The organism is Streptomyces sp. NPDC059355 (genome assembly GCF_042752335.1).
Lineage (GTDB): Bacteria > Actinomycetota > Actinomycetes > Streptomycetales > Streptomycetaceae > Streptomyces.
In genome coordinates this window covers 49,002-63,158 of sequence record NZ_JBHYXN010000007.1, presented here as the reverse complement: position 1 = coordinate 63,158, position 14,157 = coordinate 49,002, and the positions used below count along the sequence as shown (strand labels likewise).

Annotated in this window: 16 protein-coding genes and 1 tRNA gene; 10 read left to right on the top strand and 7 right to left on the bottom strand. The window is 69.8% G+C overall.

Annotation, left to right across the window (positions count from 1 at the left end):
- Positions 1 to 18: 18 nt before the first annotated feature.
- Positions 19 to 567, bottom strand: a complete 549-nt coding sequence (locus ACFXGI_RS09155; RefSeq protein ID WP_384704806.1) for a helix-turn-helix domain-containing protein — start codon at positions 565 to 567, stop codon at positions 19 to 21.
- Between the two features lie 164 nt (positions 568 to 731).
- Between ACFXGI_RS09155 and ACFXGI_RS09150 the strand changes: the two genes are divergently transcribed.
- Positions 732 to 804: transfer RNA gene (locus ACFXGI_RS09150), tRNA-Ala, on the top strand.
- Positions 805 to 886: 82 nt separating this feature from the next.
- On the opposite strand, the gene ACFXGI_RS09145 is transcribed toward ACFXGI_RS09150, so the two are convergent.
- Positions 887 to 1,411: a GNAT family N-acetyltransferase gene (locus ACFXGI_RS09145; protein WP_384704805.1), complete on the bottom strand. Its 525-nt coding sequence runs from the start codon at positions 1,409 to 1,411 to the stop codon at positions 887 to 889.
- A gap of 138 nt (positions 1,412 to 1,549) precedes the next feature.
- On the opposite strand from ACFXGI_RS09145, the gene ACFXGI_RS09140 reads away from it, so the two are divergent.
- On the top strand, positions 1,550 to 1,960 hold the full coding sequence (locus ACFXGI_RS09140) for a LysM peptidoglycan-binding domain-containing protein (protein WP_384704804.1): 411 nt from the start codon (positions 1,550 to 1,552) through the stop codon (positions 1,958 to 1,960).
- Between the two features lie 107 nt (positions 1,961 to 2,067).
- On the opposite strand, the gene ACFXGI_RS09135 is transcribed toward ACFXGI_RS09140, so the two are convergent.
- Positions 2,068 to 2,751 carry a DUF5324 family protein gene (locus tag ACFXGI_RS09135; RefSeq protein ID WP_384704803.1) on the bottom strand — a complete coding sequence of 228 codons (684 nt, stop codon included), beginning with the start codon at positions 2,749 to 2,751 and terminating at the stop codon, positions 2,068 to 2,070.
- Between the two features lie 175 nt (positions 2,752 to 2,926).
- Between ACFXGI_RS09135 and ACFXGI_RS09130 the strand changes: the two genes are divergently transcribed.
- Both ACFXGI_RS09130 and ACFXGI_RS09125 read left to right on the top strand, forming a co-directional pair.
- On the top strand, positions 2,927 to 3,454 hold the full coding sequence (locus tag ACFXGI_RS09130; RefSeq protein ID WP_384704933.1) for a peptidylprolyl isomerase: 528 nt from the start codon (positions 2,927 to 2,929) through the stop codon (positions 3,452 to 3,454).
- A 127-nt stretch (positions 3,455 to 3,581) separates the two neighbouring features.
- Positions 3,582 to 4,457: a rhomboid family intramembrane serine protease gene (locus tag ACFXGI_RS09125; protein ID WP_384704802.1), complete on the top strand. Its 876-nt coding sequence runs from the start codon at positions 3,582 to 3,584 to the stop codon at positions 4,455 to 4,457.
- Positions 4,458 to 4,598: 141 nt separating this feature from the next.
- Here the strand turns inward: ACFXGI_RS09125 and crgA are convergent, their stop codons facing one another.
- Positions 4,599 to 4,853, bottom strand: coding sequence for a cell division protein CrgA (crgA, locus tag ACFXGI_RS09120; RefSeq protein ID WP_030153143.1), 255 nt, complete (start codon positions 4,851 to 4,853; stop codon positions 4,599 to 4,601).
- Between the two features lie 91 nt (positions 4,854 to 4,944).
- Between crgA and ACFXGI_RS09115 the strand changes: the two genes are divergently transcribed.
- From ACFXGI_RS09115 to ACFXGI_RS09090, 6 genes are all read left to right on the top strand, one after another.
- Complete coding sequence (locus ACFXGI_RS09115; RefSeq protein WP_384704801.1) at positions 4,945 to 5,733, top strand: DUF881 domain-containing protein; 789 nt, start codon at positions 4,945 to 4,947, stop codon at positions 5,731 to 5,733.
- On the top strand, positions 5,690 to 6,463 hold the full coding sequence (locus ACFXGI_RS09110) for a class E sortase (RefSeq protein ID WP_384704800.1): 774 nt from the start codon (positions 5,690 to 5,692) through the stop codon (positions 6,461 to 6,463). Before ACFXGI_RS09115 ends, ACFXGI_RS09110 begins: the two co-directional genes overlap by 44 nt.
- 89 nt (positions 6,464 to 6,552) lie before the next feature.
- A complete protein-coding gene (locus ACFXGI_RS09105; RefSeq protein ID WP_030857677.1) occupies positions 6,553 to 6,729 on the top strand; it encodes a hypothetical protein in 177 nt (58 codons plus the stop codon).
- Complete coding sequence (locus tag ACFXGI_RS09100; RefSeq protein WP_053687828.1) at positions 6,726 to 7,364, top strand: aminodeoxychorismate/anthranilate synthase component II; 639 nt, start codon at positions 6,726 to 6,728, stop codon at positions 7,362 to 7,364. Before ACFXGI_RS09105 ends, ACFXGI_RS09100 begins: the two co-directional genes overlap by 4 nt.
- A gap of 128 nt (positions 7,365 to 7,492) precedes the next feature.
- On the top strand, positions 7,493 to 8,173 hold the full coding sequence (locus ACFXGI_RS09095; RefSeq protein WP_384704799.1) for a class E sortase: 681 nt from the start codon (positions 7,493 to 7,495) through the stop codon (positions 8,171 to 8,173).
- 13 nt (positions 8,174 to 8,186) lie between these two features.
- Positions 8,187 to 8,903 (top strand): class E sortase, encoded by a 717-nt coding sequence (locus tag ACFXGI_RS09090; RefSeq protein ID WP_384704798.1) that lies wholly within the window; start codon positions 8,187 to 8,189, stop codon positions 8,901 to 8,903.
- 105 nt (positions 8,904 to 9,008) lie between these two features.
- Here the strand turns inward: ACFXGI_RS09090 and pknB are convergent, their stop codons facing one another.
- The 3 genes from pknB to ACFXGI_RS09075 form a co-directional block, all read right to left on the bottom strand.
- Positions 9,009 to 11,036 carry a Stk1 family PASTA domain-containing Ser/Thr kinase gene (gene pknB, locus ACFXGI_RS09085; RefSeq protein ID WP_384704797.1) on the bottom strand — a complete coding sequence of 676 codons (2,028 nt, stop codon included), beginning with the start codon at positions 11,034 to 11,036 and terminating at the stop codon, positions 9,009 to 9,011.
- A 215-nt stretch (positions 11,037 to 11,251) separates the two neighbouring features.
- Positions 11,252 to 12,727: a peptidoglycan D,D-transpeptidase FtsI family protein gene (locus ACFXGI_RS09080; protein ID WP_384704796.1), complete on the bottom strand. Its 1,476-nt coding sequence runs from the start codon at positions 12,725 to 12,727 to the stop codon at positions 11,252 to 11,254.
- Complete coding sequence (locus tag ACFXGI_RS09075; RefSeq protein ID WP_384704795.1) at positions 12,724 to 14,148, bottom strand: FtsW/RodA/SpoVE family cell cycle protein; 1,425 nt, start codon at positions 14,146 to 14,148, stop codon at positions 12,724 to 12,726. Before ACFXGI_RS09075 ends, ACFXGI_RS09080 begins: the two co-directional genes overlap by 4 nt.
- Positions 14,149 to 14,157: the final 9 nt, after the last annotated feature.

Below are 14,157 nucleotides of genomic sequence, written 5' to 3'. Positions count from 1 at the left end.
CGTGCGCGTGGTGTCGCGTCAGTTCTGGTGGGCCTCGTAATGGGTGACCGCGTCGGCGGTGCGGCCCGCGCCGTAGACCCGGAGGAACTCTGCCAGTTCGGGATGGCTGGGGGCGAGGGATTCGGCCGCGTCGATGATGTCGCCGGCCGCGGAGACCGAGCGCAGCAGCGACTGGATCTCGCGGACGACGCGCTTGACGGTGGGCGCGCCCGAACCGGTGGTGGTCTGGCCGCTGTTGCTGAGGACGGATCCTCCCTGGGTCTTCTTGATCTCGTCCATCCGGTCGGTGGCCTCGGCCGCGCTGACGCTTCCGTCCGCCACCTGGCCCGCAAGGTCCTGGAGGGCCTGGACGCGCTGCACCACGGCCGGGTTCCCGATCTTGGCCCGCTGGCCGCTCATCAGCTGGGACAGCATGGGGGCCGACAGTCCGAGGACCGCAGCGAGGCGGGCCTGGTTCAAGCCGAGGTCATCTATGAGCCGGCGGAAGAGAGCGCCCAGGGGCTCCCCGTACCAGCTGCGCTGAAGCTCTCTGGCTCTGGCCGTGGCCTCTTGCTGAACAGCGTCCACTCTTACTACTCCCCTACTTCGCTGGTGCGAACCTCGCGAGCATCTTACGGAGAGTGGTCGCGTGGCGGGAGCCCCCATAATTTTGCGAGATGCGGGGGTACACCCGGTACTCTGTTCTGCGGAACGGCCACACCTTCACGGGAGGCGGTCGCGTCCGTCTTTTCGGGGCTTTAGCTCAGTTGGTAGAGCGCTGCCTTTGCAAGGCAGATGTCAGGAGTTCGAATCTCCTAAGCTCCACAGCACCAGAGGCCACCTGACCAGCGGAAACGCAGGTCAGGTGGCCTCTTTGCGTGGTGCGGTGCGCCCCGTGGCGACCCGGCTAGAGGTCGATCCAGTAGCGGCGCTTGGGGCCTATGAGGGTGTCGCGGACGTCCTCCAGGACGCCGCCGCCCCGCTCGATCGTGCGCACGGAGCCCGTGTTGCCGGGGTCGCACGTCAGGAGTACCCGGTCCATGCCCAGGAGCCGGGCCTCGTACAGGACCGAGCCGAGCGCCCAGCCGGCCAGCCCGCGCCGTCGCGCGGAGGGCCGGACGCTGTATCCGATGTGGCCGCAGGCGTCGAGGAGGAAGCCGTTCAGGTAGTGGCGCAGGTCGATGGCGCCCAGATAGGTGTCTTCCTCGGCGATCCACCAGTACGTGGCGTGCACGCGGCCCTGCTCGACGGGGAGGGTCCGGTCCCCGTACCCGCGCAGCCGCTCCGTCCAGGCGGCGAAGCCCGCGGGGCTGTCCACGTCGTCGTCGGAGCCGAGTCCGGCGCCGTCCATGTGGGCGTCGGGGCCCCATTCCCCGCGGGCTTCGAGCCAGGAGGCGTGCAGCCGGGAGGAGGGGAAGACGAGCTCGGGCATCCGTTGACGGTAACAGCAGGGCGGGCCGTGCCCGGATCCCCCGGTTGGCGCTGTCACAGGGCCGGGCGGCCCCGGCTGTCCGACAGTGGGGGAAGGCACCGAGCCAGGGGGCGACACCACGCCGGAGGCGTACAGACCATGGGACTCTTCGACTTCCTCAAGTCCGACAAGAAGAAGCACGAGGCCGCGGAGAAGGCCGCGGCGGCCGCGTCCGCCGACTACGCGGCGAAGTACAGCGAAGCCGTCTCGGCCACCAAGACCGCCGCCGAGCGCATGGCCGCGGCGGCACCGCCGAAGCCGATGCCGCACACCCCGACGCCCACGTCCGCCGCGCACAAGGCGGTTCCGGCGGCTCCGGCGCCGAAGCCGATGCCGGCGGCCAAGAAGCGTTCGTACACCGTGCGGTCGGGCGACTCGCTCTCCTCGATCGCCCGCCTGGAGCTGGGTAACGAGGCCCGCTGGCGCGAGCTCTACGCCATGAACCGGGGGGTCGTCGGCTCGAACCCCGAACTGCTCCACCCCGGCCAGGTGCTCACCCTCCCCAACTGAGGGCCTGAGGGCCTGAGGGTCTGAGGGCACGGACGAGGGCCCGGATCCACCGGATCCGGGCCCTCTCCCCGTCCGCGGTCGGGAACCGTCCCGCGGTCAGGGGCCGCTCACTCGTCCGCCGAGTCCGAGGAGGACTCGCGCTCCTTCGCCGCCAGCTCGTCGTCGAAGCCGGCCGACTCGCGCTCGCGCGAGAGCTCGGTCGCGGCCGGAGGCTCGACGAGCCAGTCCGGGTTCGACTGCTGGTCCCACCACCGCCACGCCAGGTACGCGCCGCCGGCCAGTACTCCGACCACCGCGACGAACTTGAACGCCCGGCCGGCCCGGCACCGCCGCTCGTGGCGCTTCACCAGCCGCTGGATCTCCTTGGCCGACACCTGGCCGCGCAGCGCCGCAAGCGCGGCGGTCGACCGGGACGCGGCCTCCTCGGCCACCGGCTGGGCCGCGGCCAGGGCGCTCTCCAGCTTCGGCTGCGTGTACTCGGCCGCCTGCCGCGCCGCGCGGCGCGTGTGGTGCACGGCCATCGTCGCCGCCCGGTCCACGTTCGGGGGCACGTGCGTGCGGGCCGCCCTCATCCTCGGGTGGAGATGCTCGTCGTACGCCGTACGGGCCTGCCGGGCCGCCTCGGCGGTCGCGTACGAGACCTTCGGTGCCAGCCGCTCGTTCGCCTCGGCCGCGTAGTGCGCAGCGGCTTCCCTGGCGGCCGCTGCGTACGGCGCCACCGCTTCCGCTGCGTGCCTCGCCGATTCCCTGGCGCTTTCGGCGGCCAGGTGCACGCTGTCCTTGCGGGTCACAGGATCCTCCTCCTCGGTGGCGGACACAGTTCACCTTTCCACCCTTTGTCGGATCATGCCTGCCATACCGTCGGGCGGCATGCGTGACAGGGCATACGGGTGGAGGATTTCTGTGCCGCGCAGCGCTCCGTGGGAGGATCTGGAACCGACAGTGATGACTATGGAAGGCAGATCCGTGGCCGAGAAGCTCTACGCCACCCTGAAGACCAACCACGGCGACATCGAGATCGAGCTCCTGGCGAACTTCGCTCCGAAGACGGTCAAGAACTTCGTGGAGCTGGCCACGGGCGCCCGCGAATGGACCCGTCCCACCGACGGCCAGAAGACCACCGATCCGCTGTACGACGGCACCGTCTTCCACCGCGTCATCAGCGGCTTCATGATCCAGGGCGGCGACCCGCTCGGCAACGGCACCGGCGGCCCCGGCTACCGGTTCGCCGACGAGTTCCACCCCGACCTGGCCTTCACCAAGCCGTACCTGCTCGCCATGGCCAACGCCGGGCCGGGCACCAACGGGTCCCAGTTCTTCATCACCGTCGCGCCCACCGCCTGGCTGACCCGCAAGCACACCATCTTCGGCGAGGTCACCGACAAGGCCAGCCAGAAGGTCGTGGACGACATCGCGGGCCTGAAGACGAACCCGCGCACCGAGCGCCCCCTCGAAGACGTGATCATCCAGTCCGTCGTCGTCGAGAAGCGCTGACCGCCCCGCGCCGCCCCGGGAACCTTTCCGCCCCGCCCGTCCGTCCTGCTTGCGTGGGAACCGATGGGGCCACAGCCGGACGACCGGCGGGGTGCACCGCCCGCCCCGCCGCTGATCGAGGGGACCGATGGACACCGACCGTCTGCCGGGCTGCTACCGCCACCCGGACCGCGACACGGGGATCCGCTGCACGCGCTGCGAGCGCCCCATCTGCCCCGAGTGCATGATCAGCGCCTCGGTCGGCTTCCAGTGCCCCGAATGCGTCCGTGACGGCTCCGGTACGGGGCACGCCCCGGCCGCGAGCGTGCCGCGCACCGTCGCGGGCGGGGTGGTCGCCGCCGATCCGCACCTCGTCACCAAGATCCTCATCGGGATCAACGCCGCGGTGTTCCTGGTGGGCATGCTGGCGCCGGCGGTCGTCGTGCAGCTGGAGCTGCTCGGGCGGTACGTCGAATACTTCGGCGGCCCCGTCGAAGGGGTCTCCACCGGCCAGTACCACCGGCTGCTGAGCTCGGTGTTCCTGCATGTGGAGTGGTGGCACATCGGGGGCAACATGCTGGCCCTGTGGGTGATCGGCGGCCCGCTGGAGGCGGCCCTGGGCCGGGTCCGCTACCTCGCCGTGTACGTGCTGTCGGGCCTGGGCGGAAGCGCCCTCGTCTATCTGCTGACGGCGCCGAACACGCCGACCCTCGGCGCCTCCGGCGCGATCTTCGGCCTGCTCGGCGCGACCGTCGTGCTGGTGCGCCGGCTGCGCTACGAGATGCGGCCGGTGATCACCATGGTCGTGCTCATGCTGGTGCTGACCTTCGTGCCCTTCGGCGGCAGCCTGTCCGTGTCCTGGCAGGCCCACATCGGCGGCCTGGTGACCGGCCTGCTGGTCGGTCTGGGCATGGTCGGGCCGGCCGCCGGCAGGACGCGCACGCTGATCCAGTGGGGGACCTGCGCGGCGGCGTTCCTGCTGGCAGCGGCGGTGGTCCTGCTGCGTACGGCCGAACTCACCTGATCACACCGGCGTCAACACTCCACAGAGTTATCCACAGATCTTCTGTCTTTTCCTCAGGTGTGGATGACGCTGTGGATAACTCATGGGGAGAGCTTGCCGGACCTGGTGCGCCTGTGCTTGCGGCGCCTGATCGGGGGCCGGTCACTTCCACTGCGTGGACACGCCGAATCCCGCCGCGATGAAGCCGAATCCGACCACGATGTTCCAGTTGCCCAGCGCCTCGATCGGCAGCTGGGTCTCGGTCACGTAGAAGACGACGATCCACGCGAGACCGATCAGGAAGAACGCCAGCATGACCGGGGCGACCCAGCTGCGGTTGGTCAGCCTGATCGTCTGCGCCTGCTTCGCCGGCGGCGGCGTGTAGTCGTCCTTCTTGCGGATACGTGACTTCGGCACGAGGGGCTCTCCTGTCGATGCGCTGGGGACCTTGCCTGCCCCGGGCGTCCGTTAGCGTAGTGGACCTGTGGCGTTGAAGGAGAAGGGTACGTTGAGCAATTCCGACGACTCCTCCGCGGGTCCCCGTCGCCGGGCCAGACCGGTCCGGCTGCTGACGGCCGCCGTTTTCGCCCTGGCCGGTCTCATCTTCGTCACCAGCTTCAACACCTCCAAGGGTACGAACATCCGGACGGACGCGTCGCTCCTCAAGCTCTCGGACCTCATCCACGAGCGCAGCCAGAACAACGCGCTGCTCGAACAGAGCACCGCGGCCGTCCGCAGCCGGGTGGACACCCTCGCCGAGCGTGACGACGGCAGCACCAAGGCGGAGGACGCCAAGCTGGCCGCGCTGCGGGCCGCCTCGGGCACCGAGCCGCTGTCCGGCAAGGGGCTCACGGTCACCCTGAACGACGCACCGCCGAACGCCACCGCCCGCATCCCCAACGTGCCCGAGCCGCAGCCCAACGACCTGGTGATCCACCAGCAGGACCTCCAGGCCGTCGTGAACGCCCTGTGGCAGGGCGGCGCAGAAGGCATCCAGGTCATGGACCAGCGGCTGATCTCCACCAGCGCGGTGCGCTGCGTCGGGAACACGCTGATCCTCCAGGGCCGCGTCTACTCGCCCCCGTACAAGGTGAGCGCGGTCGGGGACCCGGCGGCCCTGCGCAAGGCGCTGGCGGCCTCCCCGGCCCTGCAGAACTACCAGCTGTACGTGTCGGCGTACGGGCTGGGCTGGAAAGTGGACGAGCACAAGGAGCTGACACTCCCCGGCTACTCCGGCACAGTGGACCTCCACTATGCGAAGCCGCTGGACGCCGCCTCCGCGAGCAGTACGCCGTGACGTCGCACTGCGCCTGGTGGTGCGGACGTTCAGCGAGGTGTGCCTGACGGCGGGCACGCTGATCGTGCTGTTCGTGGCGTACGTACTGCTGTGGACCGGGGTCAAGGCCGACCGGGCCATGGACGGGGAGATGGCCCGGATGCGCGACCGCTGGGCCGCGGCGCCGGCCGCCGCGCCCGCCGCCCCCACCCCCGCCGCCCCGCAGCAGCCGACGCCGGCCCCGCAGACCGGGCAGCCGGCGCAGGAGCGGTCCGGATACGCGCCCGGCCAGGCCTTCGCCGAGATGTACGTCCCGCGCTTCGGCCCGGACTGGAACAAGCCGGTCCTGGAAGGCACCGCCACCGAGGTGCTGAAGAAGGGCCTCGGCCACTACGAGGGCACCGCCCGCCTCGGCGGCACCGGGAACTTCTCGGTCGCCGGACACCGCAGGACGTACGGCGACCCCTTCAAGGACTTCCCCGAGCTGCGCCCCGGAGACGCCGTGATCCTCAAGGACGCGACGGCCTGGTACACGTACACGGTGCGCAGCGAGCCGCTGCGCACCGTGCCCACCGACACCGGGGTGGTCGACCCGGTGCCGCGCCGGTCCCCCTTCACCGGGCCCGGGCGGTACCTGACGCTCACGACCTGCGATCCGGAGTGGGGCCACAGCCACCGCCTGGTCGTCTGGGCGGAGCTGACGCAGACCCGTACGGTCGCCCAGGGCCGGCCCGAGGGTTTGCCGAGCTGACCCACCCGGCCGGGCCGCTGCCTTTAGTCTGTTCGCGTACCGCCCCCGCGGTGCGGTGGTCGATCGTGGACGGATAGGAAACAGACGGCATGTACGGCTGGATCTGGCGGCATCTGCCGGGCAACGCGTGGGTTCGCGCGGTGATCTCTCTCGTACTGGTCCTCGGAGTGGTCTTCGTGCTCTTCCAGTACGTCTTCCCGTGGGCCGAGCCGCTCCTGCCGTTCAACGACGTAACGGTGGACGAGGGATCGGGAGCCACTCCGTGAGCGCGCGCATTCTGGTTGTCGACAACTACGACAGCTTTGTCTTCAACCTGGTCCAGTACCTGTACCAGCTCGGCGCCGAGTGCGAGGTGCTGCGCAACGACGAGGTCGAACTCGCCCACGCGCAGGACGGCTTCGACGGCGTGCTGCTGTCGCCCGGACCGGGTACTCCGGAGCAGGCGGGCGTCTGCGTCGACATGGTCCGCCACTGCGCCGACACCGGCGTCCCGGTCTTCGGCGTGTGCCTCGGCATGCAGTCCATGGCCGTCGCGTACGGCGGCGTCGTGGACCGGGCGCCCGAGCTGCTGCACGGGAAGACCTCGCCGGTGGTGCACGAGGGCCTCGGCGTCTTCGAGGGGCTGCCGTCGCCGTTCACCGCGACCCGCTACCACTCGCTCGCGGCCGAGCCGGCGACCCTGCCCGACGTGCTGGAGGTCACCGCGCGCACCGAGGACGGGATCATCATGGGGCTGCGGCACCGGGAGCACGACGTCGAGGGCGTGCAGTTCCACCCCGAGTCGGTGCTGACCGAGTGGGGCCACCGGATGCTCGCGAACTGGCTGGTGCGCTGCGGGGACGCGGGGGCCGTCGAGCGCTCGGTGGGGCTGGCCCCGGTGGTGGGCAAGGCCGTCGCGTGACCGCGGTCGCGCCGTCCGCGCCCACGGAGGGCCGGGCCGCGCGGCGCAGGGCAGCTCAGGAGGCCGCGAGGCGCACGCGCAGGCGCAGCGGGGGCCGTCGGCGCAGGCGGCCCGCGTCGGGCGGTCCGGTGATCGTGGCGAGCCGGCTCGCCGGTGAGCTGTTCATCACGCTGGGCCTGGTGATGCTGCTGTTCGTCGCCTACCAGCTCTGGTACACGAACGTACTGGCGGAGCGGACGGCGGACGGGGCGGCCGGCTCGCTGCGGCAGAACTGGGAACGGAACCCGGGCGGGGCCGCCGCCCCGCAGGTCTCGGCGTTCGAACCCGGGGAGGGCTTCGCGATCCTCCACATCCCGAAGCTGGACGTGAAGGTGCCGGTGGCCGAGGGCGTCAGCAAGCCGAAGGTGCTCGACAAGGGCATGGTCGGGCACTACGCGGACGGCGCGCTGAAGTCGGCGATGCCGACCGACAAGCAGGGCAATTTCGCGCTGGCGGGCCACCGCAACACCCATGGCGAACCGTTCCGCTTCATCAACCGGCTGGTGCCGGGGGACCCGGTCGTGGTCGAGACGCGGGACGCCTACTACACGTACGAGATCACCTCGTCGCTGGCGCAGACCCCGCCGGCGAACGTCTCGGTGATCAAACCGGTGCCGGTGGGTTCGGGTTTCACCGCCCCGGGCCGGTACATCACGCTGACGACCTGCACCCCCGAGTTCACCAGCACCTACCGGATGATCGTATGGGGCAGGATGACCGACGAACGCCCCCGCAGCCAGGGTGCTCCGCCCGCGCTGGCCACCCCGTAAGGACGAACAAGCAGTGTCACGTGCCGCGTCGCCGCCCCAGAACCGCAGTGTGCTCGCCGGCTTCCTGAGCCTGCTGGGCGAGTTCCTGATCACCGTGGGCCTCGTCCTCGGCCTGTTCGTCGCGTACTCGCTGTGGTGGACGAACGTGCTCGCCGACCGGCAGGCGGCGGCGCGCGGCAACGAGATCCGCCAGCAGTGGCAGACGGCCCCGGGGGCGAACGGGTCCGCGGCGCCGGGGGCGCTGGACACCAAGGACGGCATCGGCTTCCTGCACGTACCGGCGATGAAGAACGGCGAGGTCCTGGTCAAGAAGGGCACGGCGCCGGACGTCCTCGACGACGGCGTGGCCGGGTACTACACGGACCCCGTGAAGGCGGCCCTGCCGTGGGAGGCGTCGGGGAACTTCTCCCTCGCGGCGCACCGGGACGGGCACGGCGCCAAGTTCCACAACATCGACAAGGTGAAGAACGGGGACGCGGTCGTCTTCGAGACGCGGGACACCTGGTACGTGTACAAGGTCTTCGCGGAGCTGCGCCAGACGTCGAAGTACAACGTGGACGTGATCTCGGCGGTCCCGAAGGAGTCGGGGCGGACGGCGCCGGGCCGCTTCATCACGCTGACGACCTGCACGCCGGTGTACACGTCGAAGTTCCGGTACATCGTGTGGGGCGAGCTGGTGCGCACGGAGAAGGTGGACGCGCAGCGGACCCTCCCGGCGGAGCTGCGCTGACGCACCGCTGGGACGGCTGGGACGGCTGACACGGAAAAGCCCCCGTGAGCGGCCCTGAGGCCGCCCACAGGGGCTTTTCCGTGTCTCTGCGGGAAGGAGCGCCGACTAGCGCCGCCCGCCGCCCGACAGGCCGCCGAAGAGCGTCCCGCCGTCGTTGCCGCCGTTCTGCTGGCCGCCCAGTGTCTGGACGTTGATGACCCGGCCCCCTTCGACGGGGGTGCCCGCCGGGGGATCGGTCGCCACGATGACCGCCTTGTCGTCCGTCGAGCCCGCGATGACCTGGAGGCTCAGGCCCCGGCTCGCGAGGTCCGCCTTGGCCTGGGCGACCGTCTTGCCGATCAGCTGCGGGACCTGGGTCTGCTGCGAGGCCTTGGCGATCTGGACGTTGACCGTCGTGCCCACCGCGAGCTGCTCGCCCGCCGGGTACTGCTGCTGGACGATCGTCTTCGGCGCGGCTCCCGGGGAGTCGATCTCCGTCTGGCTGCCGAGTTTGAGCTTGGCGTCGTTCAGCGCCTTGATCGCCTGCTCCCGGGTCTTCCCGAGGAGGTCCGGCATCTCGGACTTGGCCTGCTCCTTGGCGACCGTCAGCGTGACCGTCGAGCCCTTCTGGGCCTGGCCGCTCTTCGGGTCCTGGTCCAGGACGGTGCCGGCGGGCCGCTCGGACTCCTGGGTCTTCTTCTCGACGGCGAAGCCCTTGTCCTTGAGCGCCTTCTCCGCGTCCTCGAACTTCAGGTTGACGACGTTGGGCACCGGCAGGTTCGGGGCGCCCGAGGAGATCTTGACCTTGACCGTCGAACCCTTGTCGGCCTTGGTGTCGGGCTCCGGGTTCTGCGAGCAGATGTTGCCCTTGGGCTGGTTGTCGCAGGCCTCGTCGGCTTCCTTCTCGACCTTGAGGCCGACGTTGTCGCCGGTCTTCTGGGCCTGCTCGAGGGTCTGGCCGATGAGCTTGGGCACGTTGGGCCGGTTGTCGGCGTTGTTGCTGAAGAGGGAGCGGCCGATGAGGATCGCGCCGACCAGGACGAGGATGCCGGCCGTGACCAGCAAGATCGTCGAGGCCTTGCTCTTCTTCTGCTGGCGGCGGCCGTGCCCGCCCTGGTCGTAGCCGCCCTGGCCCTGGTCCCCGTAGCCGTATCCGCCGTCGCCCGGGGGCATCGGCGGGAGCATGGAGGTCTGGCCGGAGTCGGCGGGGCGCAAAGCGGTGGTGGGCTGGTCGTAGCCCTGGTGTCCGTACCCGTGGCCCTGGTCGGGGTAGCCGTAGCCGGGCGCGCCCATCGCGGCCGCGGCCGCGACGGGCTGGCCGTCGAGGCAGGCCTCGATGTCGGCGCGCATCTCGTCGGCGGACTGGTAGCGGTAGTCGGGGTCCTTGACCAGCGCCTTCAACACGATCGCGTCCATCTCGGGCGTGATCTCGGGGTCGAAGTTCGACGGCGGCTGCGGTTCTTCCCGTACGTGCTGGTACGCGACGGCGACCGGGGAGTCACCGATGAACGGCGGCCGGACGCTGAGGAGTTCGTACAGCAGGCAGCCCGCGGAGTAGAGGTCGGAGCGCGCGTCGACCTGCTCGCCCTTGGCCTGCTCGGGGGAGAGGTACTGGGCGGTGCCGATGACGGCCGCGGTCTGCGTCATGGTCATGCCGGAGTCGCCCATGGCGCGGGCGATGCCGAAGTCCATGACCTTGACCTGGCCGGTGCGGGTGAGCATCACGTTGGCGGGCTTGATGTCACGGTGCACGATGCCGGCGCGGTGCGAGTACTCGAGGGCCTGGAGGATGCCGATGGTCATTTCCAGGGTGCGCTCGGGCAGCAGCTTGCGCCCGGAGTGCAGGAGCTCGCGCAGGGTGGAGCCGTCGACGTACTCCATCACGATGTACGGGATGGAGATGTTGTCGACGTAGTCCTCGCCGGTGTCGTAGACCGCGACGATCGCCGGGTGGTTGAGCGACGCGGCCGACTGGGCCTCGCGACGGAACCGGGCCTGGAAGGACGGGTCGCGGGCGAGGTCGGCGCGCAGGGTCTTGACGGCGACGGTACGGCCGAGCCGGGTGTCGTGGGCGAGGTAGACCTCGGCCATGCCACCGCGGCCGAGCACGTGGCTCAGCTCGTACCGGCCGCCGAGGCGACGCGGCTCTTCCATAACGTTGCAGCCCTCTCCGTCAGTCCCGACCGCACCCGTGTGTGGTCCGGCGGTGTGCTGTTCGCGCAAAGGCTACCGGCCGATCGTCGGTGATCGGTTCGTGACCACAGCCTGATACCGGACCGGTACCGTACGCTCGGATCCGGGCGGGAACAGTGATGTGGATCACTCCGGTTCGGCTCTCGCGCCGCTGTCGGCCCCTTGCGTCCCTTCCGTCAGCCCTTGTTCTGGTTCTTGAGCACGGCTTCCATGACGGCCTTCGCGACGGGGGCCGCGAGACCGCCGCCGCTGATGTCCTCACGGTCGGCGTCGCTGTCCTCGATGACGACGGCGACGGCGACCGGGGAGCCCTTGTCGGTCTTGGCGTAGGCGATGAACCAGGCGTAGGGGCGCTTGGCGTTCTTCTCGCCGTGCTGCGCGGTGCCGGTCTTGCCGCCGACGGTGACGTCCTTGATCTTGGCCTTGCCGCCGGTGCCGTTCTCGTTCTCGACGACGTTGACCATCATCTGCTGGAGCTTCTGCGCGTTGGCGGGCGAGAGCGGGCGGCTCATCTCCTGCGGCTCGTGCTTCTCGATGACGTCGAGGTTCGGCGCGGTGAGCTGGTCGACCATGTACGGCTTCATCAGCTTGCCGTCGTTGGCGACGGCCGCGGCGACCATCGCCATCTGCAGCGGGGTGGCGGCGGTGTTGAACTGGCCGATCGCGGAGAGCGAGTTGCCCGGACGGTCCATGTTCTTGTCGTAGACGCTGGCGAACGCGCGGACCGGGGTGTCGATCTTGTCGTTGTTGAAGCCGAACTTCTGCGCCGTCTCCAGCATCTTGTCCTTGGTCACCTTGTCGGCGACGTTGGCGAAGACGGAGTTGCAGGAGACCTGGAGCGCGAAGTTGAGCGTCGCCTTCTCGCAGCCCTTGGCGTGGTTGACCATCGGGGTCTTGGTCGTCGGCAGGAAGAACGGCTCGGGGGTGTCCGTCGGCGCGTTGATGTCGGTGACGACACCGTGCTCCAGCGCGGCTGCGGCGGTGACGACCTTGAAGGTCGAGCCGGGCGGGTAGGTCTCGCGCAGGGCGCGGTTGACGAGCTTCTTCTCCGGGCTGTCCTTCAGCTCGACCCAGTTCTTCTCGTCGGTCTTGGAGTTGCCGGCGAAGAGGGAGGGGTCGTACGAGGGGGTGCTGACCAGCGCGAGGATGGCGCCGGTGCGCGGGTCGATCGCGGCGACGGCGCCCGTCTTGTCGCCGAGCTTCTCGTACGCGGCCTTCTGCGCGTCGGGCATCAGCGTGGTGACGACGTTGCCGCCGGCCTTCTTCTCGCCGGTGAACATGCCGATGGTGCGGTCGAAGAACAGCCGGTCGTCGTTGCCGGTGAGGATCTTGTCTTCCAGGGACTCCAGCTGGGTGGAGCCGAAGGCCTGGGAGGCGTACCCGGTCACCGGTGCCCAGAGGGCGCCCTCGTTGTAGACCCGCTTGTACTTGTAGTCGCTGCCGTCGGTGGCGGCGGACCCCGTGATGGCCTGGCCGCCCGCGACGATGATGTTGCCGCGCTGGGTGGCGTACTGGGCGATCTGGACCCGGCGGTTCTCCTTGCGGGTGCTGAGGTCCTCGGCCTGGACGTACTGGAGCCAGTTGGTCCGGATCAGCAGCGCGAGGACGAGCAGCCCGCAGAAGATCGAGATGCGGCGCAGGGGCTTGTTCATGACGGACGGACCACCTGGGTCATCTCGGAGTCGGGGGACGGTGCCGGTGCCGGGGCGGGGCGGCGTGCGGTGTCGCTGATCCGGATGAGGATCCCGATGAGGGCCCAGTTCGCGAGGACGGACGAACCGCCGGACGCGAGGAAGGGCATGGTCATGCCGGTCAGGGGGATGAGGCCCATGACTCCGCCGGCGACCACGAAGATCTGCAGGGCGAAGGCACCGGAGAGACCGATGGCGAAGAGCTTGCCGAAGGGGTCGCGGGCGGCGAGGGCGGTGCGCACACCGCGCTCGATGATCAGGCCGTAGAGCAGGAGGAAGGCCATGACGCCCGCGAGGCCGAGCTCCTCGCCGACCGTGGAGAAGATGAAGTCGGAGTTGGCGGCGAAGCCGATGAGGTCGGAGTTGCCCTGGCCCCAGCCGGTGCCGAGGACCCCGCCGGAGCCGAAGCTCATGATCGACTGGCCGACCTGCTCGCAGGCGCCCGACTTGGTGTAGCAGGCGAAGGGGTCGAGCCAGGCGGTGACACGGGCCTTGACGTGGCTGGCGGTCGCGCCGACGACGGCTGCGCCGGCCACGCTCATGACCAGGCCGATGACGATCCAGCTGGTGCGCTCGGTGGCCACGTACAGCATGATCACGAACATGCCGAAGAAGAGCAGCGAGGTGCCGAGGTCGTTCTCGAAGACGAGGACGAGCAGGCTCATCGCCCAGATCATCAGGATCGGGCCGAGGTCGCGGCCGCGCGGCAGGTAGAGGCCCATGAAGCGGCGGCTGGCCAGTGCGAGGGCGTCGCGCTTCACCATCAGGTAGCCGGCGAAGAAGATCGCGATGACGATCTTCGCGAACTCACCGGGCTGGATGGAGAAGCCGGCGACGCTGATCCAGATCTTCGCGCCGAAGACGTCGGCGCCGAGGCCCGGGATGACGGGCAGGATCAGCAGCACCAGCGAGGCGGCCATGGAGATGTACGTGAAGCGCTGCAGCGTGCGGTGGTCCTTGAGGAGCAGCAGCACGGCGGCGAACAGGGCGATGGCGAGTGCCGTGTACATCATCTGCCGGGGGGCCGACTCGGAGAACTGGCCGAACTGGCGCTTGGCCAGGTTCTGCAGCCGCTCCGACTGGTCGAGCCGCCAGATCAGGACGCAGCCGAGCCCGTTGAGCAGCGTGCCGATCGGCAGCAGCAGCGGGTCGGCGTACTTCGCGTAGCGGCGCACCACGAGGTGGGCGATGCCGGCGAGGACGGCCAGGCCGCCTCCGTACGCGACCATGCCCGGCGGCAGCTTGCCGTGGATCGACAGGCCCACGTTGGCGTAGGCGAAGATCGGGATGACCACGGCGAACGCGAGCAGCAGGAGCTCGGTGTTCCGCCGGCTCGGCAGCTCGATGGCGCCGATGGTGGTCGTGTTGGTGACAACGCTCATGGTGTGGCA